Source organism: Mycobacteriales bacterium, from assembly GCA_035504215.1.
GTDB lineage: Bacteria > Actinomycetota > Actinomycetes > JAFAQI01 > JAFAQI01 > DATAUK01.
The window spans coordinates 16,384-40,431 of the sequence record DATJSI010000068.1; the positions used below are offsets into that span (position 1 = coordinate 16,384).

The following is a 24,048-nucleotide window of genomic DNA, read 5'->3' on the forward strand; positions in this document are numbered from 1 at the left end:
ATGCGCTCAGGCGAACACCGAGTTCGAGCTGTCGGTGTTGGGCGACCGCAGCCGCGAGTAATGCGCGAGATCAACCTCCGAGCCGGTGATCGGCGCGCGCCAGTGCACGGAACGGACGTCGTGGTCACCGCCCGCCAGCCAGTCGCGAACGATGGCGGCGAGCAGCGAGCCGATCACCGGTGCGTTCTTGAACTGGTTGCCGCTGGTGCCGATGGCGACGAAGTACCCGGGCAGCCCGGTCTTGTCATAGATCGGAATCCAGTCGTCGGACACGTCGTAGACCCCGGCGTGCCCGGTGGGCCGGTGCGGAACCGTGACCGACGGCACCCGCCGGGCCAGCCGCAGGGTGTAACGCTCGAACGCCGCCGGGCTCGGATGCACGTCGTAGTCATCGGCATCGGTGAGCCACTCCATGGGGTCGCACTCGGCCTCTACGCCACCGACCAGCATTCGGCCGCCGGGTGCTGAGCGGAAGTACGTCCCGAGGTCGCCGTCGCCGACCGCCGGACCCGGATCGCCGCCGAGCTCCGGCGGTGCGTCGACGGTGTGCACCTCCTGGCGCATCGGCCTGGTGCGGACCCGGAACTCCTCGAGCACGCCGGCGAGCGCGTTGATCGCGCCGGAGTGCGGACCGGCAGCGTTGACGACGATGCCGGCGTCAACCGCAGTGCCGTCGTCGAGCGCGACACCGACGACACCGGCCGGGTCGGTCTCGATCGCGGTCACGGCGCACCGGAACCGCGCCTGGGCCCCGGCCGCCTCCGCCGCCGTCCAGAGGTTGCGCGCGGCCAGGCTCGGGTCGTCGACGTATCCCCCTCGTGGCATGTAAAGGGCGCCGAGCGTCCGGCTCGACTCCGCCCAGAACTGCTCGTCCGACGGCAGCCGCGGCGGGTGGTATGCGGCCGCGGACAGGTAGGGAAAGCGTTCGCCCAGCTGCGCCGCATCCAGCCGCTCGTACGGAACGCGGAGCCGGTCGAAGTGGGTGCAGACGAGGTCCGCGTCGTACCCAGGGGTGTCGAGGAAGAGCATGCCCGTGTTGTGGTAGCGGGCGAAGCCGGACGGGTCTGGTACGCCGATCATGTCGGGCCAGCGTTCCCACTCGTGTTGCGCCTCCCACGCCACAGCCACTCCGGCGAAGGTCGAGTAGTTCAGCCGCACGATGGCCGAGGATGCGCTGGTCGAACCCAGCCCGGGTCCGCCTTCGCGGTCGACGACGGTCACCGGAAGGCCCTCGCGCACCAACGCCAGCGCGATGCTGCAGCCGACCACTCCCGCGCCGATCACCACCGCAGCGCAATCGCGGGTCATCTCCCAACGCCTCCGTCGTTCGGCTCCGACCGTCTCCCGAACCTATCCGCCGCGCGCGCGTGGATGTCCGCGGAATCCCGCGCCTGCCTCGGTACATTGCTCGGATGGCCAGAAAGACCCGTCGCATCGACGCCGAGCTGTGCCCCGAGTGCTGCGAGCACGGCGTGGCACTGGTGTGGTTCTGCGGCTGGTGCGCCGAGCTCGAGGAGTTCGGGACCAGCGACTTCGGCGTCTGGGGCACGGAGCTGGTCCTGCCGTGCGAGCACCGGACACCCGCCCGGCATTCCGAGTCGGCCTGAGCCGCACGGCAGGGACGCGCCGGTAGGCCGACGAAGGCCCCCGGCCGGAGGGTCAAGCGCCCGATCTCGCAGTCCGATACCCAACGGGAAACCGCACGCCGGTCGCGCCGCCGTGGCCGGAATCCAGTCGGCGTGCGCAGCACTCGGGCGGTTGTCGAGATGAGCGGGCAGGATCCGGACGCAGCGACCGACGTGCACCGGCGGACACCAGGTCAGCCGCTGCACGGTACGGGGACCTCGATCGCGGTTCTCGTCCTCAGTGTGGTGCTCGTCGCGGTGGCGGCGGTCGGGGTCGGCACGGATCCGGGCGTCGCCATGGCCGCGATCGCCGTCGTGGCCGGTCTTGACGTCCTCGCCGCGTTGATGCTCGTGCGGCAGTACCGCACCACCGGCGAGCGACTGCGCCGCCAGCTCGATCGAGCCGACGAGCTCGAGCGCCTGCAGACCACTCTGCTCGACCACATGATCGACGGCGTGTACATGCAGAACCGGGACGGCAAGTTCCTCGCCTACAACCACGCCGCCCGCACGATCCTCGGTCTGAGCGAGGCGGAGCTCGCCGGCGGAGCCGCCCTGGACGCGTTCCGCAGCCGGCTGCTGCACGCCGACGGCAGCCGGTGGAGCGGCACCGACCTGACCCCGCCCCAGGCGACGTTTGCGACCGGCCAACCGCAGCGCGAGCTGGTCGTCGGGGTCGACAAGGGAACCGGTGAGCCGACCTGGATGTCGTTCAGCACGGCACCGGCAATCGGACCGGACGGGCGCGTCGAGGCGGTCGTCACGTGCCTCAGCGATGTCACCGACCGGCACTCGGCGCGGCTGGCGGCCACATCCGTGGCGGCGCAACGCCGGCAACGCGTGCTCGACGTACTCGACCGGCAGCGCATCTCGATGGTGTTCCAGCCGATCATGGCGCTCGACAACGGGCGCATCGTCGGAGCCGAGGCGTTGGCCCGGTTCCCCGGCCACCCCAACCCGACCCCGGACGTCTGGTTTGCCGACGCTGCCGCCGAGGACCTCGGCCTCGACCTCGAGCTGGCCGCGATCAGCGCCGCTCTCGGCCGGTTGCACGACCTTCCGGCCGGCGCCTACCTGTCGGTGAACGTCTCGCCGGCGGCGGTCCTGTCGCCGCAGCTGCAGCGGCTGCTCGGCGGCGTACCGGCGCACCGCATCGTGGTGGAGCTCACCGAGCACGAAAGCGTGGACAACTACGAGGAGGTCGTCGGCGCGCTGCGCGTGCTCCGTGCGAGCGGGGTGCGGCTAGCGGTCGACGACGCGGGAGCCGGCTTCGCCAGTCTCCGGCACATCCTCAACCTCCGGCCGGACCTCATCAAGCTCGATCTCGGGATCACCCGAGGCATCGACGACGACCCCGCCCGGCGTGCACTCGCCGCCTCGCTGCTGGCCTTCGGCGCCGAGATCGGCGCCGGCATCGTGGCGGAAGGCATCGAGACCGCGAACGAACTCGATGCATTGAAGGCGCTCGGTGTCCGCTTCGGCCAGGGTTACCACCTCGGGATGCCGGCGCCACTGCCGCTCACGGTCACCGAGGCGGCACTGGCGAGCTGATCGCCGTTCCGGTGGAGGTCAGGACTCGACGTGCGTGACGCGCGTCGTGCCGTCGTCGTACTGCGAGTAGGGAACCCGCTCGACGGTTTGGACCGAACGACGGCGCGGGGCAAACATCACGAGGTCGAGGACGATCCCTACGGCGCCCACCGCCATGAGGATCACGCCAACCATCTGAAGGTTCACGCCGTTGACAGTCGCGTGTAACGCGAAGGTCAGGACGGCGCCAAGCGCGATGAAGAACAGACCCACTCCGATACCCATGTGCACTCCCGGATCGCGGCCTCGCACACGCGGAGGCGATACCCGGTTGCTGCCCGCATGGGCACGACGTCAAACCTCAACAACCGCAAGGCATTTGGGTGAAACTTGTAAACGTCGACGAACCGGATTCGCAGCCGTCACTCGGTCAAGGTCGCGGTCACGGGACCTGGTTCGACAGCTGACGCCGTGACGTTCGTCGGCGTCTCCACCACACCGACCCGCGGCGCACGTGAGATCTCGTCGACACTGATGCACAGGATCGCGATGTCGTCGCGAAGACGATCCGGGTCCACGCCCTCGAGCACCAACGCGCACAGCGAGTCCGCATCGAGGTCGTCCGATGCGCCTTCGACCAAGGCGCGGAGCTCGGCCAACGAGTCGGACAGCGACACTCCCGGCACTTCCAGGAGACCGTCGGTGAACAGCAGCAGGATCGAACCTGCTGCAACCCGGTACTCGGCTTCCGCGCGCCTGGTCGGGGTGGCGACCGGAGCACCGAGCACGAGCGACCCGCCGGCGGCCAGCTCGTCGACGGTGCCGTCGGGCCGCCGGACGAACGGCGGCAGGTGCCCGCCGTTCGCGAACGACAGCAGCCGCTCGCCGTCCGCGTCCGGAGGGCCGAGTACGCCGTAGAAGACGGTCACCAGCTCGGAGATCTCGAAGCTCGACACCAGGTCGTCGAGGCGGTCGAGGACTTCGGACGGGCGCGCGCCACTCGACGCGTAGGCGCGAAGTGACGCTTGCAACTTCGACATCGCCGCGGCGGCCGCGATGTCGTGGCCGACGACATCGCCGATCACGATGCCCGTTCGTTCGCCATCGAGTGCGAACACGTCAAACCAGTCGCCGCCGATCTCCTGGTGAGCCGAGCCGGGCAGGTACCGCGCGGCCAGGCCCAGACCGGGCACGACCGGCAGCGTCGGCAGCAGGCTGAGCTGCAGCGCCTCGGCGACTCGGTGCTCGGTGTCGTACAGCGCGAGCGCCGACCGCCGGCGCCGGCTCTCGATCTCGACGACCACCGCCATGAGAGCGGTCACCAGCACGCCGCCGCCAAGGACGATCCACGGTGCCGCCGAGGTCGCGCCCCCGACCAGCGGGTGCTTGGCTGACGCCTGCAGCGTCCAGGTCGTGGAGCCCGCCATCAGTGGCTCGGTGTGGACCAGCCCGGTGAGAGGCAGCGTGCTAGTGGTCTCTGCAAGGACATCGCGCCGGATCGGTCGCGGAGCGGCATAGATGACGACGCGCAACTCGCTGAAGGGCGCGGCGCCGGCCGACCTCGGCGCTCCGATCGGACCGAGCAGGTCCTCGCGGTAGAGCACCGTCCCCGCGGGTGCGACCGGAGGGCCCAGCGCGAAGCCGAGCGCGCGGGTCGCACCGTGCCCGATAACCGCCGTCGGCACCAGCTGTGTCGTGGTCAGCGCCTGCTCGAAGGCGCGCGCTCGGGGCCCGGTGACCACCTCACCCTTGTGCAGGCCGGCGCCCTCCGCCATCGCGACGACAAATCCGGTCGGCGTCTTGCGGATCAGAGCGAAGGTCACCTGCTGGGTCGAGCCGGTCTCGGCCGCGGCGCTCGCCCGCTCGAACGCAATGGGCGACTCGTGGGTGGCACGCAGAACTCCGCCCAGCACCTGCAACGGAACCGGCAACGCGCTGATGGAGGAGTCCAGCACGAGTCCGACCTCGTTGGTGCGCTCCTTGAGCAGACGACGCTCCTGATCGCGTACCGCGACGCGGGTGACCCAGGCCCCGACTCCCGTGATCACCAGCATCACCACGATGACGGCGATGCTGAGCGGCCGCAGCTGTCGTGTCATCTGCGGTCGGCGTCCAGGTTCGTTCCCCCGGACGGCGCGGGTTCGTCGACCCCGTAGGGCCAGGAGGTGGCGGCTTGGCCCGAGAGCTGGCGGACGATCTCGTCGGTGTACCAGCGGCGGAAGCGGACCACCTCCGGCGTCGATGGAGGCGTCAGCAGCTCACCGCGCCGGCAACTCGCGTCTGCCTCGTCGAGCTGGTCGGCCATCAGCGCGACCTGGGCATGAGATCCGGAAGGGAACAGCATCGACACGTCGACGGTTCGCTTGCCCGCCCGCCGCGCAGCCTCGACCTGGGCCCGGCGCTCCTCGTTGCCCACCCCGAACTGCTCGACGATCTTCGCCGCAAGAACCAGCAGGCCCGGCGCGACCCGCCCACCACCGTGGTCGGTGCCGGACTGCAGCAGCAGTGCGAACTCGCGCACGAGCGCGTCGTGGTGCTCCTCGACGGCGAGGTACGTCGCAACCGGCAGCCCGCGCAGCCACACGGTGAAGGCGGGGCCGCCGAGCGTGCCCGGCGGGGCCGCCGCCGGCGCTGGTGCGACCGGCTCGCTGTCGTAGGCGTCGCGGCTGGTGACTTGGTGCCCCGGGCCGCTGCGGCTCGCACCGTCGGCGACACGGAACCACACCGACTTGCGCATCGCGTCCGCGTGCACGCCCCACTCCTCGGCGAGCGCCTCGACCAGATGCAGCCCTCGACCGGTCGCCGCGTCCTGCTGATAGGTCTTCAGGACCGGCTTGCTCGGGTTGTGGTCGGAGACCTCGATGGTCACCACCGCCCCGGCGCGGGTCGCCGCCACCTCCACCACGTCGGTGGTGTGCAGGATCGCGTTGGTGACCAGCTCGGAGAGCAACAGCTGGACAGTCGCCAGGCCGTCCGAGGACCACCCGCTCAGGTAACCGGCGAGCCAGGTGCGGGCCTGGCCGACCGCGGCGGGATTCGCGGCAAGGTCGAGCCGTTCGCGGTCGGGCTGCGCCACGCGGCTCACCATCGCCTATCGGGCCCGGATTGCCCAGGCATCCGACTAATCTTGACGATGACGCCAGCAACCGAGCCGACCGGGCCGACGACGGCTGCGGGTCGCCATGGAGCAGGGGGACCGGATCTGTGCAGTTCGGACTGACCGTCGACGACAGTCATCCGCCGTACGCGGTGCTCACCGCGTCCGGGGAGATCGACGTGGCAACCGCGCCCGATCTGCGCGCCGCGTTGCTCGACCTGATCGGCGAGGGCCGCACCCGCATCGTGGTCGACCTCGAGCAGGTGGAGTTCCTCGACAGCACCGGCCTCGGCGTCCTTGTCAGCACCGTCAAGCGGGTCCGCGCGGACGGCGGGGACCTCTCGGTGGTCTGCACCCGGCCGCAGATCCTTCAGGTCTTCGAGATCACCGGCCTGACGGCGGTGTTCTCGGTGCACGACAGCCTGGACCAGGCGGTCGCCAGCTGACTCGGCCGACCGCCGGCAGTCCCCTCCCCCCACGTACGCCGCCTAGACTCGGCGGCCGGTGAGCAGGCTGGCGATGCCGATGATCACCGCCAGGATGAGACCCCACCACAGCACGTGGGCGGCGAAGCCGAGTCCGGCGAACACGACCAGCAGTATCAGCGCGATGATGAGTAACACCCTGACCTCCGATTCCGGTTGATCCGTTCAGTACCCCGATTTTCGACGCCGGACACCCGAAACGTTGAACCGGCGAACAGGACTGGCCCGGAGCGGCGCCTCGGTTGACGCCGGGCGCCGATCGGCACGGCTCCACGATCACGGACGCACAACCGAAAAGTGACGGAATGACAACGGAATGGGGTGCGCGCACTGGGTGGCCGCGCGCTCCGACGAGCCGGCGACCCCGCGACCTGCCTTGATCCGTCAGTCAGTTTGACGGCGATGGTCAATCGGGCTCCGGCGGCTGCCGAAGAAGGTTACGGAATGCCACGGCGAGGACATTTCCACCCCGAGTCGCCATGAGTCCACCTGAGGAGCCCGGATGGAAGACCGTGAGATGCTGCTCACCGAGGCCTACGACGAGGGCGTCGTCACCGAGGTCATCCGGCCGGCGGCGATCGTTCCGGAGCAGGCGGCACGTCAGGTGCTGGTCGAGCTCGCGATGCGCGACGTCCGCATGGGTGGCCTGTGGTGGTCCGAGCCCACGATCTGGCGGCGCTACGACCGGTCGTGGAACGGCACCGACGGTGGCACCGGATCGGCCGAGGTGCTCGGCACGATGCAGATTGCCTACGGCGTGCCCACGCGCTTCGACATCACGATCTACCGCGCGACCATCACCCGGCTCGGCTGCGAGCACGGGATGACGGTGACCAGCCTGTGTGACGAAGCGCTCGCGTTCGGCGGCCTCACCCTCGACACCTGCCCGCGCGCCGATCTTCAACCGCCGCCGCGGCCGTTCCGCATCCGCTCGTAGCAGTCGGCCGCGTGAAACGCGCGGCCCGACGCTGTCCGGCTGTCAGTGGTCAGAGCACCGCGACGAAGTGCACGGTGCAGGTCGTGGAGGCACCGAGCACGTTTGCCACCGTGAAGGTGAGCGAATCCGTGCTGAGCAGACCCGCACCCGGCGTATAGACGATGGTGTGGGTACCGGTCACCCGTGCAGAGCCGTGCTTGGGTGATCCCGAGATCGACAGCGTCGACCAGTCGATCGGCACGTCGGGGTCCGCGACCAGGTTCGACGCATCGATGGTGACGGCCTTGCCGATCGTCGCCGAGAGGTTCACCGCAGTGGCGTCCGGGGCGACCGCGCCCACGACGCCTGACACGTCGGTCCCGGTCAAAGTGGCCCCGCTCAGGACGATATTGCGAACCGTGGCGGAGGCAAGGTCGGCATCGGTCAGGTCGGCGTTCGTGAAGTCGGCACCGGTCAGGTTCGCGCCGGTCAGGTCGGCGTTGCGGAGCGATGCGCCGGTGAACGTGAAGCCGGACAGGTCCATCCCGGACAGGTCGACACCGTCGAGGTTCGCGTGCGCCTGGTCGTGGCCGAGCACGTTGACCGTCAGCTCGGCGGCGCCGCAGCGGCCGGCGCTGTCGCACACCTGGTAGGTCAGCTGATCCACGCCGACGAAACCGGGCTCCGGCTGATAGCTGACGTTCCCGTCCGAGCCGACCGTGGCGGTGCCGTGCGACGGGTGGTCGGCGATCTGCAACGTCGAGGCCACGACATTGGTCACGGTCGAGCTCAGCACGTCCACGGTCGCAGAGATGTCCTCGACGGCGTACATGGTCGTCGCGGCGATCGACAAGCTGCCCGGACCCGAGCTCGGCGCCGGCGACGGCGTCGGCGACCCGCCACCGGAAACCGGGGATCCTCCGGTCGGTGTGCCCGGATCCGAGGCGCCGGGCGTGCGGGAAGCCTCTGGCGGAACGACGCCGCTCACGCGCGGCGGCAGGTCTGAGCGAGGACCGAGCACGGTTCCCGCATGCGCATCGGACACGGTCTCGACACCGCCCCCGGCGACGGTGCCGACGGACCCACCGGAGTGCAGCGCCGTCGCACCGGCCAACCGCGAACCGCCGTCCACGTGCCCGTGGGAGTGAGTGTGGCGATGCACGACGCTGGTCACCATCGCGGGTGCGGCCGCCACGCCGATGACGCTCGCCGCCGCCGCAACGCCCGCGGTCGAAGCGCTCTGCAGCGGCAGTGCGCTCGCCTGCGTCCCGAACTTCGCGAGGCTGCGCAGGAAGGGCAGCTGTACGGCGAATGCCAGCGGCCCCATCGCCCAGAGCACGCGCGGCAGGGAGATCGACAGGAAGGAACGGACGAAGTCGGGGTCGAACTGGCTGCCCGCGCAGTCCGCGAGCTCGGTGCGCGCGGCCCGCGTGGTCATCGCCTTCTTGTAGACCCGTGCCGCCGTCATCGTCTCGAAGGAGTCGACGATGCCGACGATCCGGCCGGCTCGGGAGATCTCGGTGCCGGACCGACCATGCGGGTAGCCGCGACCGTCCCAGCGTTCGTGGTGGTCGACGATGCCGCCGCCCCACTCCCCCAGCCACGGCAGCAGCGGCGCGGCGATCTCCGCTCCCAGCGTCGGGTGCCGGCGGATGCGGGCGAACTCTCGGTCGGACAGCTTGGCCGGCTTGTTCAGGATGGTGGGCGCGATCTCGAGCTTGCCGATGTCGTGCAGCAGAGCCGCCCACCGCAGCCGATCGCGATCCCCGCGCGAAAGCCGCAGCTGGTCACCGAGCAGGTCGCAGTACAGCCGAACCCGCTCCGAGTGGCCGCGCGTCTTGCGGTCGTGGTTGCCGAGCGCAGTGATCAGCGTGAGAACCTTCTCGGCCGCCACCTGCGCCGTGTCGTCGTCGCTTCGGGCCAGCCGGGACAGCTGCTGGCCGGTCGACCCGGCGGCCCGCGCGATGCGCATCCGCGACGGCGCGCGGTCAGGGAAGAGCATGGTCAGCCGGAGCAACGAGGCGAGCGGCAGCAGCCGCCGGGCTCCGCGTTCGACGACGAACGCGACCACGACAGCGACGGCGGCCAGCCCGGCCAGCCACCAGCCGCGGCCGCCGCTCGGCGCCGGCCACAGATGCGAGACAAGGAGGAGCGCCCCGCTGCTCACGACCAGCGGGGCGAGCAGGATCGCGGCCCGCAGCGTTCCGGCCGCGACCGGTCGCGCGTCCCAGCGATCCATCGCTTCCGAGTCAGCCGCCGGCGGGCGGGACGACTCCGGCGGGCTCGAATTCGCGCCATCCACGTTGATAGGTTTCGTCGGATTTGCGCTGTGTCCTTGATGCCGCAAACCGCCTAAGCCACTCGCCCGTTCGGAGCACGCCGGGCGCGCCGCTGGACGGACCCGAACGGGTCAGGGCGCGTCCACTCGGAGGCGACCCCGCCGCGACCTAGGCTCGTCGCCATGTACGAGATCGCACTGACGGTGCGGGCGTGTCTGTCCGCAGGCACCGATGTCGACGTCGCGTGGGTGGTCGAGACGAGGGGGTTCAGCTCGCGCGACCATGGCGAGGCGCTGGCGATCACTCCCGGCGGTGGGCGAGTCGGGTCGGCCGCCTCTGGCGCCCTCGACGACCAGCTGGCACAGCTCGCGAGCGAACGGCGGATCAACCGCATCGTCGACCTGCACGTCGGTGAGCTGGACGCGACCATCGCCGGGCTGTCGTGCGGCGGGGACGCCCGCTGCCTGCTGGTGTCCGCCGCTCAGCTACCTGACGAGCTCTGGGACGAGCTGCGTGATCGCCGCCCGGTCTGCCTGGTCTCCAAGCTCGACGGCGACGCCGTGACCGCCACGTCGGTCTTCACGGCGGACACCATCGGCCAGGCCGACCCCGACGCGGCCTCGCTGTTCGGGCGCTCGGTCAGTGCCACCGCGGTGCGCGACGACCTGGTCATCACCGTGTTCTTCCCGGTTCCGAAGCTGGTCGTGGCCGGCGCCGGTGCGATCGCCGACGCGCTCTCGGACGCCGCCGGGCTGCTCGGCTGGACGACCCAGGTGGTCGGTGACGTCACCACTGCCACCGGCGTCATCGGTGGCCTTTCCGGGATCGACAAGGTCGTCGTGATCAGCCACGACAACGAGGTTGCCGGGCCATCGCTGGAAGCGGCGCTCGCGGGCCAGGCCGGCTACATCGGCGCCCTCGGCTCGCGGCACACCCAGCACTCGCGCGCGCAGTGGCTGGCCGACCGCGGCATCACCGACCTCGACCGCGTGCATGGCCCGGCCGGGCTCGACATCGGCGCACGCACGCCGGCCGAGATCGCGGTGTCGATCCTGGCCGAGGCGCTCGCGACCGGTGCCGGACGCGATGCCGGATCGCTTCGGGCAAGGGATGGCGCGATCCACTGACCGCTGCCGCTCGCCACTCACGGGCACCGCTTGCAAGGATCACCACATGACGTCGAGCTACCGAATGCCAGGCCTGGTCGTCACCGACCACACCATCGACGTACCGCTCGACCATTCGGAGCCCGCCGGGCAGCAGATCGCGGTGTTCGCCCGCGTGGTTGCGGACCCGGACGGACAGGACCGGCCGTTTTTGGTCTTCCTGCAGGGTGGCCCGGGGTTCGAGGCCCCTCGCCCGACCGGAGTGCCGCACTCTCCCGGCTGGCTGGAGCGGGCGCTCGCGGACTACCGCGTCGTGATGCTCGACCAGCGCGGCACCGGCCGCTCGACACCGATCCATGACGTTGCCGGGTGGGGTCCGGCCGAACAGGCGAGCTACCTGACCCATTTCCGGGCGGATGCAATCGTTCGCGATGCCGAAGCGATGCGTGCCCACCTCGGCGCGGAGAAGTGGAGCGTTCTCGGGCAGAGCTTCGGCGGATTCACGTTGCTCGCCTATCTGTCGCAGGCGCCCGAAGGGCTGCGCGAAGCGATGTTCACCGGCGGTCTGGCCGCCATCGGGCCGCGGATCGACGACGTCTACCGCACGACCTACTCGCGTGTGATCGACCGCTGCGAGCGCTTCTACGCGCGGTATCCCGGCGACCGCGACAGGGTTCGCGCAGTGCACGACGCGATCGATGCCGGCATCACGCTGCCGAGCGGTGATCGACTGACCGCGCGCCGGTTCCGGATGGTCGGACAGCAGCTGGGTGCGAGCGACGGAGCCGAACGGCTGCACTACCTGCTCGAGCTCGACCCTCGATCGGCCGCGTTCGCCCATGACGTCGAAGGCACTGTCGCCTGGGGGCGCAACCCGCTCTACGCGCTCGTGCACGAGGCGTGCTGGGCCGACGGCGGCGTGACCCGCTGGTCCGCGCAGCGGGTGCAACCCGACGCCTACTCCGACCCGACCCTGTTCACCGGCGAGCACGTCTTTCCATGGATGTTCGACGACATCGGCGCCCTCGGTTGTTACCGGGACGCGGCTCGCCTGCTCGCCGAGCAGCCCTGGCCACGGCTGTACGACGAGGAGCGGCTGGCCGCCAACGAGGTGCCTGCTGCCGCCGCGATCTATGCCCACGACATGTACGTCCCGCGCGAGTTCTCGGAGCCGAGCGCGGCCGCCGTGCGCGGGCTGCGGCCCTGGCTGACCAGCGAGTTCGAGCACGACGGTCTGCGCGCCGCGGGCGACCGCATTCTCGGGCGGCTGATCGATCTGGTCCGCGACCGCGCCTGAGCCCGACCAGGCCACCGCAACCGTGCCCTGGTCGGCACCATCGGCGAGGCGCATATCGTGATCACGGCGCGCCCAAGCGACCGGCGGCGCGGACCACGGGAGCGGGCCATGACCATTCGCCAGGTTCACCTCTCGACGTCGGCGAAACCCGGGCCGCCGAACGACCGCCGTCCGGCGCCCGCACCGCCGCCCCCACCGCCGTGGCGGCACTGGCTGCTCGTCCTCGGCGTTGCGCTGACGGTGCTGCTGTTCGTGCTCTCCGGCATCAATGCCGGGTCCTCGCCGAAGCAGCTGTCCTTCACCCAGTTCCAGAACGACGTCACGAGCGGGTTCGTGAAGACGGCGACGATCGGCTCCACCGGCCACGTGTCGGGCACCTTCATCAAAGGTGCGACGTACACGTCTCAGATCCCCACCGCGCTGCAGGACACCGGGCTCAACCAGCTGTTGCGCGCGCACCACGTCAATGTCGTCGGCTCGCCACCCAGCAGCGGGCTCTCGCTGCTCGCGGTCATCGTCGACCTGCTGCCACTGATCCTGCTCGTCAGCTTCTTCTTCTGGGTCAGCCGGCGCGCCCGCTCGCAGCTCGGCGGGTCAGGTATCGGTGGCCGGTTGATGGGTATCGGCGGGTCGAAGGCAAAGGTGTACGACGAGGAGCGCCCCACCACGCGGTTCAGCGACGTGGCCGGATACGAGGGCGCGAAGCGAGAGGTCTCCGAGGTCGTCGACTTCCTCAAGAACCCCGACCCCTACACGAAGGCTGGTGCAGTCGGCCCGAAGGGCGTGCTCATGGTCGGACCGCCCGGGACCGGCAAGACGCTGATGGCCCGTGCGGTCGCCGGTGAGGCCGAGGTTCCCTTCTTCGCACTGACCGGATCCAGCTTCGTCGAGATGTTTGTCGGCGTCGGCGCGGCGCGCGTGCGCGATCTGTTCGCCGACGCCCGCAAGCGCGCACCGGCGATCGTCTTCATCGACGAGATCGACGCGATCGGCGGCAAGCGCGGCACCAGTTTCGGGGGCAACGACGAGCGCGAGCAGACGCTCAACCAGCTGCTCGCAGAGATGGACGGCTTCGACCAGTCGACCGACATCGTGATCATGGCCGCCACCAACCGCCCCGAGACGCTGGATCCGGCGCTGCTGCGTCCCGGTCGGTTCGACCGCACGGTTGAGATTCCGCTACCGAACCTGGAAGAGCGCACCGCGATCCTGAAGGTGCACGCGAAGGGCAAGCACATCGCTCCCGACGTCGACCTCTCGATCGCGGCACGCGGCACACCCGGCTTCTCCGGCGCCGATCTCGCGAACCTGGTCAACGAGGCGGCGCTGCACGCCGTCCGCTTCCACCGGACCGTGGTCGACGCGCAGGATCTCGACGCGGCGCGGGACCGGATCCTGCTCGGGCGAAGGGACAGCTCCAACGCGCTGATGCCCGACGAGAAGCACTCCGTCGCGGTGCACGAGACCGGGCACGCGCTCGTCGCGGCACTCTCCGCCCACGCGGACCCGGTGGCGAAAGTGACCATCCTCCCGGCCGGGCAGGCGCTCGGTGTCACCGAACAGCTCCCCGAGAACGACCGCCGGCTCTACCCCGAGAGCTACCTGCTCGACTCGCTCGCGGTCCGCCTCGGCGGGCGCTCGGCCGAGCTCCTCGTGCTCGGCGAAGCCTCCACCGGCGCAGCCAACGACCTCGCCGGCGCCACGCAGCTGGCCACGAAGATGGTGCGCGAGTGGGGGCTCTCGCCGCGACTCGGGCCGATCGGCTACGGCTCCGACGGACCCGGTTACCTCGGGGAGAGCGGGCTGACGAGCCGCCCTTACGCCGAGGCCACCCAGCGCGCGATCGACGAGGAGGTGGCCCGGCTGCTCAACGAGGCCGAGTCCCGCGCGACCGATCTGCTCCGTGGCCATCGCGAGGAGCTCGACCAGGTGGTCGAGCTCCTCGTCGAGCACGAGACCATCGACGGCAAGCAACTCCTCGCGATCGTCAACGGCACGAGCGCTGACACCGCCACGGCCGGGAGCCCGGCTCAGCCGGCACCACCGGCCGTGGAGCAGTCGGAGCCGGTCGCGCAGTGAGCGAGCCCGCTGCCCGGCCGAAAGCGCCGAGCGGTTCCTACCGGCTGTCCTGAGCCGCTTCGCCGCCGGCGGCGTGGCCGAGTCGGTCGGCGTTCTCGATGTTGGCGACCCGTAGCTGGCCGCGCGCGACCAGCCGGCCGTCCCCGTCCGTGACCTCGACCAGCCAGAGCTGGGAGGTCCGCCCGCGATGGATCGGGGTGCCCAGGCCGCTGAGCCGTCCCGACCTGGTCGCACGGATGAAGTCGGTGCTGTTCGCGACCCCGACGACCTGCCCTCGGTCGCCGTACCAGATCGCGGCGGCGACGCTTCCGACCGTCTCGACGACCGTGCACAGCACCCCGCCGTGCACGATCCCGTAGGGCTGAAGCAGGTCCGGCCGGATCTCGAGCTCGGCGGCCACGCGATCGGGTCCGGCCTCGACGATCTGCAGCCCGATGAGGTCCTGGAAGCCCGACTGCGCACCGAACGGGTCGACGATCTCGCGTTGGTCGGTCACGGAGACCAACGCTAGCGCCCGGCCGGTTACGGGCGGATGACCCCGGTGACGCCGGAGGGAACCGGTACGACATCGACGTACTGGCCGGTGTACGGCGCGTTCAGCATCCAGCCGGACCCGAGATAGATGCCGACGTGGAAGATCGGGCGGCCGAACATGATCAGGTCGCCGGGCAGGATGTCCCTCCCGGGGATCAGCCGGCCTTCGTTCCACTGGGTCGCGGCATGGTGGGCGAGCAGCAGCCCGGCATGGGCATAGGCCCACTGCACCAGACCCGAACAGTCGTACGTGATCGGCCCGGCGGCCGCCCACACGTACGGCTTCCCGAGCTGCTGCAGCGCAGTCCGAAGCGCGACCAGGCCGACCGTGGGCGGTTTCGCCCGCTGGATCGTCGGATCGACGAACAGCCCGTCGGCGGTCTGGAACGGTGCGGGCTTGGCGCCGTCGTGACGGCGGTTGTGGCCGAGGCCCCGCGAACCGCCGTCGCTCACCGGCGCGACGAACGTGCCGAGCGCATGCGTCCGCGTGATGTGCGCGTGGCGCGGACGCTTGCGGAGATGGTGCTTGATGGTCTGCGGCACCGGGCCCATGATCGCCGTCGTGTCGGCCGGCTTGAGGGTCGGATCCACGTTGATCGCCATCTGGACCATCGCCGAGTCCGCCTGGAACAGGACCTTCGCCGGCGCCAGGTAGCTGGTGCCGTTCGGCAGCGCGCCGCTCGCTGCAGCCTGGGCCTCGATGTCGCTCGCGGCTTGCGAGAGGTTGGCCGCGTCGAGCTGCTGGAGCTCGACCGGCGTGACCCGGTGCGAGGAGGGAACGGCGAGGGCGGCGCTGCCGGTGCCGAGGGCGAGGCCGACCACGGCGCCGACCCCGACCAGGCTCAGTAGGGCGCGGCGCAGTGTCATCGGTGGTTCATCGGTCAAAAGTCGCAACCGGTGAAGCACACCACGGGAACTGTCCCGGCGGGGCGAGAATGGCGGAATGCCCGACGGTCAAGTCCGCGGCCGGGCGCCGCGCAGCACCGCGCCGCTGCTCACGGTGCGCCGGCTGTCGGCCCAGTACGGCTCCCGGCCGGTGCTCGCGGGCGTGGACCTGGAGGTGCTCCCGGGCGAGGTGGTCGCGCTGGCCGGCGAGAACGGCGCCGGCAAGTCCACGCTGGTCCGCTGCATCGCCGGCGATCTGACCCCTGTCTCCGGCGAGATCCTCATCGCCGGCGAGCGGATCAGGTCCGCGCCGAGCACGGTCGCGCGTCGCGGGGTCGCGGTCGTCTGGCAGGACCTCGCGCTGTGCGACAACCTCGACGTCGCGTCTAACCTGCTGCTCGGCCGCGAGGACCGGCGCTCCTTGCTGTCCGATCCGCGCTTCCATGCCGAGGCCACGGCGCTCCTGCGCCGGCTGGAGATCCCGATCCCCGACACGACCCGACCGGTGGCCACCCTGTCCGGCGGACAGCGTCAGCTGGTCGCGGTCGCACGAGCCATGCGCGAGCAGCCGCGACTGCTGATGCTCGACGAGCCCACGGCTTCCCTCGGCGTCTTCGAGTCGGCCCAGGTCGAGGGGCTGACCCGCCGGCTGTCCGACGAAGGCACGACGATCGTGCTGGCATCCCACGACATCGACCAGATGTTCCGGCTCGCGGATCGGATCGTGGTCCTGCGCCAGGGCCGGGTGGTCGCCGACGTACCCACCGCGACGGGACATCCGGACGACGTGGTGGCCTTCATGTCAGGCCAGCCGGTGGACTCCTCGCCGCGCCGCCAGCTGGACCGGCTGCACAGCCTGGTCGGCCGGCTGAGCCACGTCGATCCGTCATCCAGCCTGGCGGTGATCCTCTCCGCGCTCGGTACGGCGCTGGCAGCCGACCGGCTCTGCATCCACCTGCTCGACGGTGACCGGCTGCGGCTTACCGCCGCCGTCGGCCTGCCGGAGGACCTGCTCGCCGCGTGGTCGGAGCTCGACACCGGCGCGGCCGGCGGCCCGCCCGGGGAGAGTGCGAACGCACGAGCGACCATCATCGACCCGGATGTTCGCGTCGCCGGCGCATGGACGGCTTTCCGCCGGATCGCGGAGCGCGCGAACATCCGCAGCTCCTGGTCGGTTCCGGTGACGGGCAGCGGCGGCCTGCTCGGCGTGATCACTGTCTTCCGCCGCAACCGCGGGACGCCGCACCGCGACGAGCTGGACCTGGTGACGTTGTACGCCGGGTACGCCGCGAGCACCGCCGAGCGGGACCGGCTGCTCGGCGAGGTCACCGCGCGCAACCGCGTGCTCGAGACGATCCGGGTGGTTCTCGAGCAGCTGGCGGTGTCGGTCCCGCTCTCGGACGGCTTGGACGTCGCCCTCGACGCGCTGCGGCTGGGGCTCAACGCCGGCGAGGTTGCCCTGATCGGCCGGACGACCGGCGACCAGCCGAAGTGCCGCGGCTGGTCGGGTGACGCCACCGCCGGGCCCGATCCGGACTCCGCGCTGCTCGTCGCGCTCGATCCGGTGCTCGATCGAAGCACCGACCCTCCCGACTCGGCGCCACTCAGCACGGTTGTCGTCGCCGGCACCACGGTGCTCGGCACGCGAGTGCCGAGCCCGGACGGCGCGCTGGCGCTGCTCGCCGCCTGGCCGGCCGGGAGCGGCGCCGGTCCGAACGACGACGCGGCGGCATTGGTCGAGGACGCGGCGCGTTCGTTGCAGCTCGCCCTCGAGCGCGAGACCGCCGAACGAGCCCACCGGGAGGCGGCCGGTCTCCGTCGTTCCCAGGAGCTGCAGCGTGACTTCCTCTCGCGGCTCAGCCACGAGCTGCGCACGCCGCTGACGGCGATCCACGGGTACGCCGACAGCCTGCTGCAGACCGACGTGACGTGGGACGCAGAAACCCAGGACCGGTTCCTCGCGCGAATCGCGGCCGAGTCGGCCCGCCTCGGCCGGCTGGTCGGCGACCTGCTCGACCTCTCGGCGATCGACTCCAACCTGTTGCGGCTCCAGCCGGACTGGTGCGACATCGCCCTCATCCTCGACGCCGCCCGAGCCTGCCTACCGCTCGAGGACCTCGACCGGGTCAAGATCGACTGCGCCGAGCTGCCGGCGGTGTGGGCCGATCACGACCGGCTCGAGCAGGTCCTCGTCAACCTCATGGACAACGCGGTCCGCCACAACGCCGTCGACACGAACGTGTTGGTGACGGCGCGGCTCGCCGGCGCGGACCGGCTCACGATCACGGTCGCCGACGACGGGGTCGGGATGCCGGACCCGATCGACGGTCCCGCCGACCCCCGCGGGCGGCGCCGCTCGGCGACCTCGGGCGCCGGGCTCGGCCTCTCGATCGCCCGGGCAATCGTCACGGCCCACGGCGGCATGATCCGCCTGGAGCGCCCGGCCCGCGGAACCTGCTGGCACATCGACCTGCCGATCGCGGGCAAGGAGCCGGACGCCGAACCGGCTCCGATGGTGACACCAGATGGCTGAGCGCACCCGTGTGCTGGTCGTCGAGGACGACCCGAACATCGTCGACCTGATCCGTTCCAACCTCGCGGTGCGCGGTTTCGACACGTTGGTCTCGACCGACGGCGTGCGCGCGCTCGCGCTGCTCGAGAGCGGGCGCCCTGATGTCGTGCTGCTCGACCTCATGCTCCCCGGCGTCGACGGCCTGGACCTGTGCCGCGCGATGCGCGAGCAGTCCACGGTCGGGATCATCGTGGTCTCGGCGCGCCGTGGCGAGAGGGACAAGGTCACCGCCCTCAACGTCGGTGCCGACGACTACATGACCAAGCCGTTCAGCATCGAGGAGCTACTCGCGCGCATCACCGCGACGCTGCGGCGCAGCCGTCCGGCGCCCGAGGCCGAGCCGCAACGCACCACCCTCGCGATCGGCGACCTGGAGATCGACCTGGCCGGCCAGCGGGTCACCCGGGCGGGAGCCGAGATCCACCTGACCACGACCGAGTTCGCGCTGCTGCGCGAGCTCGCGATCGACCGCGGCAAGCTGCTCAGCCATGCCGACCTGCTCCGCCGGGTCTGGGGCGTCGGGTATCAGACCGAGACCGAGTACGTGCGGGTCTATATCCGGCGGCTGCGTGCAAAGCTCGAGGTCGAGGGCGCTCCGCGCCTGATCATCACCCAGCCCCGTGCGGGCTACCGGCTGGCCGCGGAGTGACCCCGCCCGCAGGGCCTGTTACCGTACCGAGACATTGTTCACAGATTGTTTCTGACCCGGGTCGGATGTTCACGGGGTGTTCATGCAGTTGAGCCTTATCGTCCGCTCGACCGCACGAATGCTGTCTCGTCCCGGTGGGAATGAGCTCGCCGGGCGCGAACAGCTCCGCCCCTGGAGGACATCTTGCCGTTGATCAACAAGCGCGCGATGGCCGTCGCGCTCGCTGCCGTCGGGCTGACCGCCGCGGCGTGCGGCAGCAGCTCGTCCGGTGGTACGCCGCCGGCATCGAGCACGTCGCCCACGGCTGCGGGCTCGTCCGCGCCATCGACACCGAACATCACCGCCAGCTCGTTCACCCGTGACTTCTCGGCGATGGCGCAGCTGAAGTCGCTCGCCTCGCAAGGGAAGGGCAACGTCGGCGTCATCCTGCCGGACACCACGTCGTCAGCCCGCTACGCCGAGTTCGACGCCCCGTACCTGACCAAGGCGTTCGAAGACGCCGGTTTGACCTCCTCGCAGATCAGCATCAAGAACGCGCAGGGCTCGGACAGCACGTTCGTCACCGACGCCGAGGCCGACATCACCAACGGCGCTTCCGTGCTCCTGATCGACCCCGAGGACCCGGGCACCGGCGGCCGCGTCGAGACCTACGCCAAGCAGCACGGCGTCGCGGTCATCGACTACGACCGGATCACCCAGGGCTCGTACTACATCAGCTTCAACAACGTCGAGGTCGGCAAGCTGATCGGCAACGGTTTCGCGACCTGCGTGAAGGCGTGGCATGTCGCCAAGCCGGACCTGATCGAGATGAAGGGCGACCCGACCGACAACAACGCGACGTTGTTCGCCGAGGGGTACGGCGCGGTCATCAAGGCGCACCCGTCATGGACGGTCGCCGCGGTCCCGCCGGGCACCTGGACGCCGGGCACCGCGCTCACCGAGTTCGAGCAGGCCTACACCGCGCACTCCGGCGTGAACTCCGCGATCATCCCCAACGATGAGAACGGCGCGCCGATCATCACCTACCTGAAGAACCACGGGATCAAGCCGCGGACCTTCCCGATGACTGGGCAGGACGCCACCCTGGTCGGCCTGCAGAACATCCTGTCCGGCTACCAGTGCGGCACTGCGTACAAGCCGATCTACCTCGAGGCCCAGGCAGCGGCTGCCGTCGCGATGTACGTGCGCGCCGGCCAGACCCCGCCGTCGGCTCTGGTCAACGGCTCTACCGCCAACCCGAACAACCACGGCAAGGCGATGCCGTCGGTCCTGCTCAAGCCGGAATGGGTCACCCCGTCCAACATGAACGCGACCATCATCAAGGACCAGTTCGTGCCGGCCAAGCAGCTGTGCACCAGCAAGTACAAGGCAGCCTGCAAGGCAGCGGGGATCAACGGCTGAACCGCATGACAGTTGACGCAAGCGCAGAGGCCCGGTCACCAGACCGGGCCTCTGCGGCACCGCTCCTCCAGCTGGAAAAGGTCGGCAAGAACTTCGGCCCGGTGCAAGCGCTGAAGGACGTGGACCTCGAGATCCACCCCGGTGAGGTCCTCGCACTGGTCGGTGACAACGGCGCCGGCAAGTCGACGATGATCAAGACCATCTCCGGCATCTGGGGTGCTGACCACGGCCGGATCCTGTGGGAGGGCAAGGAAGTCCACATCCGCAATCCGCGTGACGCCGCAGCCCTCGGCATCGCGACGATGTACCAGGACCTCGCACTGTGCGACAACCTCGACATCGTCCAGAACATGTTCCTGGGCCGCGAACCCGCGCCGCACTTCTTCCTCGACGAGACCGCAATGGAGATCTCCGCGCGGCGTACCTTGGCGGACCTGTCGGTGACGACGGTGCGCTCGATCCGGCAGCCGGTCGGGTCGCTCTCCGGCGGGCAGCGGCAGGCGGTCGCCGTCGCCCGTGCCGTGCTCGAAGACGCGAAGCTCGTCATCATGGACGAGCCGACCGCCGCCCTCGGTGTCTCGCAGACCGCAATGGTGCTCCGACTGGTCAAGAGCCTGAGCGAGCGGGGCGTCGCCGTCCTGCTGATCTCGCACAACCTCAACGATGTGTTCGCGGTCGCGGACACTCTCGCCGCGCTTTATCTCGGCCGGATCGCCGGGATCGAGAAGGTCGCAGACATCGACACGCAACGCGCGGTAGAACTCATCACAACCGGATCGATCGCCACACACAGCGCGAACGGCCGCGGGGAGGGCTGACACCGATGACGACCTCGCGTCCGGACACCCAGGTCGAAGGCGACACCCTCGAAAGTCCTGACCCCACGAACGCCCCGGCACTGCTCGGCGGCAACGAGCTGGTCGCGAACTCCCTCGGCGAGTACATCGCGGGAATTGGCAAGCGGATCCGGGCCGGCGAGAGCGGCGCGCTCCCGGTCGTCGTCGGCCTCGTCATCATCGTCGCGATCTTCCAGAGCCAGAACTCGCACTTCCTGTCGACCACGAACCTGACGAACCTGATCGAACAATCCGGCGTCTTCGTGCTGTTCGGCATGGCGGAGGTCTTCGTTCTCCTGCTCGGTGAGATCGACCTGTCAACGGGATACGTCGCCGGCGTCGGCGCGGTGGTCACAGGGGAGCTCGCCACCGACCCGCACAACGTGAACTGGCTACTCGCGGTCATCGCCGGGTTGGCCGTGTGCGCGGTGATCGGCGCCGTCCAGGGTCTGCTCGTCACGCAACTCGGGCTGCCCTCGTTCGTCGTCACACTGGCCGGCCAGCTCGGCGGCTACGGGCTCTTGCTTTGGCTGATCGAGAAGGACAAGTCAGCCACTGGGGGCAGCATCGCGGTGACCAGCAATGTGCTCAACGACATCGTCAACGGCTCGATGACTCCGACCGCCGGTTGGGTGCTCATGATCGTCGTCGTCGCGGTGTTCGGAGTGCTCACGGTGTTCCAGCACGAGCGACGTCGGCGCAGCGGCCTGGTCACACCGCCACTCGCCCTGACCATCATCAAGATCGCGGTTGTTGCCGCGGCCGGCATTGTGCTGGTGCTCGTGTGTAACGCCAATCGCGGATTCGGGCTCACCCACCTCGTCGGTGTGCCGTGGATCGTGCCGATCCTGCTCGCCGTGTACGCGATCTACACCGTGCTGCTCGGCCGGATGCGCTTCGGCCGCTACCTCTACGCGATCGGCGGCAATGCCGAGGCGGCCCGCCGGGCCGGCATCAACCTGACCCGCGTGCGGCTGATCGCTTTCATCCTGTGCAGCTTCACGGCCGGGTTGGCCGGCATGGTCTACCTGTCGCAGCTCGGGTCCGTCTCCAGCGACGTGCCGGGCGGCAACCTCGTGCTGTACGCCATCGCGGCCGCGGTGATCGGCGGCACCAGCCTGTTCGGCGGGCGCGGCAAGATGATCCACGCGGTCCTCGGTGGCGTGATCATCACCACGATCTACAACGGGATGGGGCTCATTCAGATCGGCGCGGCCGGCCAGAGCATGGTCATCGCGCTGGTCCTGCTCGCAGCCGTCACCGTCGACGCCGTCGCCCGGCGGGGGCGCGCGAACTCCTGACCGCGAACTGCGCGGTCGGGGGGTTAGCTCTCGCCGTCCTCGAGGGCCGCCAGCCGGCGTTCGAGCTCGACCAGCCGGCCGCGTAGCAGCTCCAGCTCTGCCTCCTGCGCGAGCCGGCGCTCGGCGGCCCGGCGCAGCCGGGGGGAGGCCTCGGCACGCGCCGCCACCTGAGCCAGCGGCACCAGCCGCTGCGGCCCGTGCGGTCCCTCGACCAGCCGCGAGGCGAGGGCACCCGTGCGATACCAGCTACGCAGCGCGGCACGGGAGACCCCGGTCTGTGCTGCTGCGCGCTCCAGCGTCACCCACTGCGAGTCCTCGTAGCGCGCGGTGAGCTCGAGCTGGACCTCCCAGTCGTCGAGCCGGTCCTCCCAACTCACGGTGTCCCGCTCATGGTGCCTCGCTCACTGCTGCCTCCGATCCCTTCCCTATTAATAGCATGGTATTGACGAGGTTCAAGGGCCGGCGCACCCTGGTGCCATGTTCGAGCGATTCACCGACCGAGCCCGGCACACGATCGTCCTCGCGCAGGACGAGGCCAGGGCCATGCAGCACAACTACATCGGGACCGAGCACATCCTGCTCGGCCTGCTCGGCGAGCCGGACGGCATCGGGGCCCGCGCCCTCGACCGGTTCGGGATCACCCTCCCGGTCGCCCGCGACGATGTCCTGACGATCATCGGACGAGGCAAGCGGACCGTCGAAGGTCACATCCCGTTCACACCGCGGGCGAAAAAGATCCTCGAGCTCGCCCTGCGGGAGGCGCTCGCGCTGCACCACAACTACATCGGGACCGAGCACATCCTGCTCGGCCTGGTCCGCGAAGGCGACGGCGTGGGCGCCCAGGTCGTGCGCAAGCACTGCGAGGACATGCTCGCGTTGCGCATGGCAGTCCTCGACCTGGTTCCCGCCGGCAGCCCGTCGGCCGCGCGCGGCTGGCTGCGCTGGCGACGCGGCCGCGCGACCGAGGCCGGCATCGAACGCGAGGAGCTGCACACGAGCGAGGCCGCCGAAGCGATTCTCGATCGCGCCTCCCGGCTGGCGGCGGGTCAGCCGATCGGCTCCCACCATCTGTTGCTCGCCGGGCTCGAGGACCCCAACAGCGCGGTCGTACGGGTCCTGTCGGCGCTCGACATCGACCTCGACCGGCTGACCGAAGGGCTGCGCGGCGTGGACGTGACCGGAACCAGCGACGAACCTCCCGAGGAAGCCGGGCGCCGGCAGATGAAGCTGGTCGTCGCCGACGACCGCCTCACCATCGAGGTGACCGACCCCACCCTCATCGACCTGGCGAAGCAGGCACTAGCCGCACTCGGTGAGTCGATCGAGGCCGACACCATTCCCGGCGACCTACCGGCCAGCACCAGCCTGGCCGGAGTCTGGGAGGCCACCCAGGCGAGCCTGCACGACATCCGCCGCCGCTCCCCCTCGGGCGCGGAGCCCGCAGCCGATACCGAGG

General features: G+C 70.2%; 22 protein-coding genes. 13 read left to right on the forward strand and 9 right to left on the reverse strand.

The window, feature by feature from the left end; translation table 11 throughout:
* Positions 1 to 6 precede the first annotated feature (6 nt).
* Positions 7 to 1,308, reverse strand: a complete 1,302-nt coding sequence (locus tag VME70_08600) for an FAD-dependent oxidoreductase (protein HTW20254.1) — start codon at positions 1,306 to 1,308, stop codon at positions 7 to 9.
* Positions 1,309 to 1,412: 104 nt separating this feature from the next.
* Here VME70_08600 and VME70_08605 point away from each other — a divergent pair, with 104 nt between their 5' ends.
* A complete protein-coding gene (locus VME70_08605) occupies positions 1,413 to 1,607 on the forward strand; it encodes a hypothetical protein (GenBank protein HTW20255.1) in 195 nt (64 codons plus the stop codon).
* A gap of 159 nt (positions 1,608 to 1,766) precedes the next feature.
* Complete coding sequence (locus VME70_08610; protein HTW20256.1) at positions 1,767 to 3,176, forward strand: EAL domain-containing protein; 1,410 nt, start codon at positions 1,767 to 1,769, stop codon at positions 3,174 to 3,176.
* A gap of 18 nt (positions 3,177 to 3,194) precedes the next feature.
* On the opposite strand, the gene VME70_08615 is transcribed toward VME70_08610, so the two are convergent.
* The 3 genes from VME70_08615 to VME70_08625 all read right to left on the reverse strand — a co-directional run bounded on the left by VME70_08615 (position 3,195) and on the right by VME70_08625 (position 6,231).
* Complete coding sequence (locus VME70_08615) at positions 3,195 to 3,440, reverse strand: DUF6458 family protein (protein HTW20257.1); 246 nt, start codon at positions 3,438 to 3,440, stop codon at positions 3,195 to 3,197.
* Positions 3,441 to 3,577: 137 nt separating this feature from the next.
* On the reverse strand, positions 3,578 to 5,254 hold the full coding sequence (locus VME70_08620) for a PP2C family protein-serine/threonine phosphatase (GenBank protein HTW20258.1): 1,677 nt from the start codon (positions 5,252 to 5,254) through the stop codon (positions 3,578 to 3,580).
* Entirely contained in the window at positions 5,251 to 6,231 is a 981-nt protein-coding gene (locus tag VME70_08625) for an ATP-binding protein (protein ID HTW20259.1), read from the reverse strand. The genes VME70_08620 and VME70_08625 overlap by 4 nt, the downstream gene beginning before the upstream one ends.
* Before the next feature lie 128 nt (positions 6,232 to 6,359).
* On the opposite strand from VME70_08625, the gene VME70_08630 reads away from it, so the two are divergent.
* Positions 6,360 to 6,698, forward strand: coding sequence for an STAS domain-containing protein (locus VME70_08630; protein HTW20260.1), 339 nt, complete (start codon positions 6,360 to 6,362; stop codon positions 6,696 to 6,698).
* A 42-nt stretch (positions 6,699 to 6,740) separates the two neighbouring features.
* On the opposite strand, the gene VME70_08635 is transcribed toward VME70_08630, so the two are convergent.
* Positions 6,741 to 6,875 carry a hypothetical protein gene (locus VME70_08635; protein HTW20261.1) on the reverse strand — a complete coding sequence of 45 codons (135 nt, stop codon included), beginning with the start codon at positions 6,873 to 6,875 and terminating at the stop codon, positions 6,741 to 6,743.
* 364 nt (positions 6,876 to 7,239) lie between these two features.
* Between VME70_08635 and VME70_08640 the strand changes: the two genes are divergently transcribed.
* Positions 7,240 to 7,674, forward strand: coding sequence for a hypothetical protein (locus tag VME70_08640; protein ID HTW20262.1), 435 nt, complete (start codon positions 7,240 to 7,242; stop codon positions 7,672 to 7,674).
* A 49-nt stretch (positions 7,675 to 7,723) separates the two neighbouring features.
* On the opposite strand, the gene VME70_08645 is transcribed toward VME70_08640, so the two are convergent.
* Positions 7,724 to 9,892 (reverse strand): HD domain-containing phosphohydrolase, encoded by a 2,169-nt coding sequence (locus tag VME70_08645; GenBank protein ID HTW20263.1) that lies wholly within the window; start codon positions 9,890 to 9,892, stop codon positions 7,724 to 7,726.
* 222 nt (positions 9,893 to 10,114) lie between these two features.
* Here VME70_08645 and VME70_08650 point away from each other — a divergent pair, with 222 nt between their 5' ends.
* From VME70_08650 to ftsH, 3 genes are all read left to right on the forward strand, one after another.
* Positions 10,115 to 11,059: an XdhC family protein gene (locus VME70_08650; protein HTW20264.1), complete on the forward strand. Its 945-nt coding sequence runs from the start codon at positions 10,115 to 10,117 to the stop codon at positions 11,057 to 11,059.
* Between the two features lie 46 nt (positions 11,060 to 11,105).
* Positions 11,106 to 12,335, forward strand: coding sequence for an alpha/beta fold hydrolase (locus tag VME70_08655; protein ID HTW20265.1), 1,230 nt, complete (start codon positions 11,106 to 11,108; stop codon positions 12,333 to 12,335).
* A 108-nt stretch (positions 12,336 to 12,443) separates the two neighbouring features.
* Positions 12,444 to 14,414, forward strand: a complete 1,971-nt coding sequence (gene ftsH, locus VME70_08660) for an ATP-dependent zinc metalloprotease FtsH (protein HTW20266.1) — start codon at positions 12,444 to 12,446, stop codon at positions 14,412 to 14,414.
* A 37-nt stretch (positions 14,415 to 14,451) separates the two neighbouring features.
* On the opposite strand, the gene VME70_08665 is transcribed toward ftsH, so the two are convergent.
* Complete coding sequence (locus tag VME70_08665; protein ID HTW20267.1) at positions 14,452 to 14,910, reverse strand: PaaI family thioesterase; 459 nt, start codon at positions 14,908 to 14,910, stop codon at positions 14,452 to 14,454.
* Positions 14,911 to 14,936: 26 nt separating this feature from the next.
* Positions 14,937 to 15,815 (reverse strand): C40 family peptidase, encoded by an 879-nt coding sequence (locus VME70_08670; protein HTW20268.1) that lies wholly within the window; start codon positions 15,813 to 15,815, stop codon positions 14,937 to 14,939.
* 76 nt (positions 15,816 to 15,891) lie between these two features.
* Here VME70_08670 and VME70_08675 point away from each other — a divergent pair, with 76 nt between their 5' ends.
* The 5 genes from VME70_08675 (at position 15,892) to VME70_08695 (ending at position 22,592) form a co-directional block, all read left to right on the forward strand.
* The gene (locus VME70_08675; protein HTW20269.1) at positions 15,892 to 18,366 is read left to right on the forward strand and encodes an ATP-binding cassette domain-containing protein; all 2,475 of its coding nucleotides are present in this window, start codon (positions 15,892 to 15,894) and stop codon (positions 18,364 to 18,366) included.
* Entirely contained in the window at positions 18,359 to 19,054 is a 696-nt protein-coding gene (locus VME70_08680) for a response regulator transcription factor (protein ID HTW20270.1), read from the forward strand. The genes VME70_08675 and VME70_08680 overlap by 8 nt, the downstream gene beginning before the upstream one ends.
* A 183-nt stretch (positions 19,055 to 19,237) precedes the next feature.
* Entirely contained in the window at positions 19,238 to 20,455 is a 1,218-nt protein-coding gene (locus tag VME70_08685; protein HTW20271.1) for a substrate-binding domain-containing protein, read from the forward strand.
* 5 nt (positions 20,456 to 20,460) lie between these two features.
* Positions 20,461 to 21,273 (forward strand): ATP-binding cassette domain-containing protein, encoded by an 813-nt coding sequence (locus VME70_08690; GenBank protein HTW20272.1) that lies wholly within the window; start codon positions 20,461 to 20,463, stop codon positions 21,271 to 21,273.
* Positions 21,274 to 21,278: 5 nt separating this feature from the next.
* Entirely contained in the window at positions 21,279 to 22,592 is a 1,314-nt protein-coding gene (locus VME70_08695; GenBank protein ID HTW20273.1) for an ABC transporter permease, read from the forward strand.
* Positions 22,593 to 22,615: 23 nt separating this feature from the next.
* On the opposite strand, the gene VME70_08700 is transcribed toward VME70_08695, so the two are convergent.
* Positions 22,616 to 22,969, reverse strand: coding sequence for a hypothetical protein (locus VME70_08700; protein ID HTW20274.1), 354 nt, complete (start codon positions 22,967 to 22,969; stop codon positions 22,616 to 22,618).
* Positions 22,970 to 23,069: 100 nt separating this feature from the next.
* On the opposite strand from VME70_08700, the gene VME70_08705 reads away from it, so the two are divergent.
* On the forward strand, positions 23,070 to 24,048 hold a 979-nt coding region (locus VME70_08705), incomplete at its 3' end, for a Clp protease N-terminal domain-containing protein (GenBank protein ID HTW20275.1).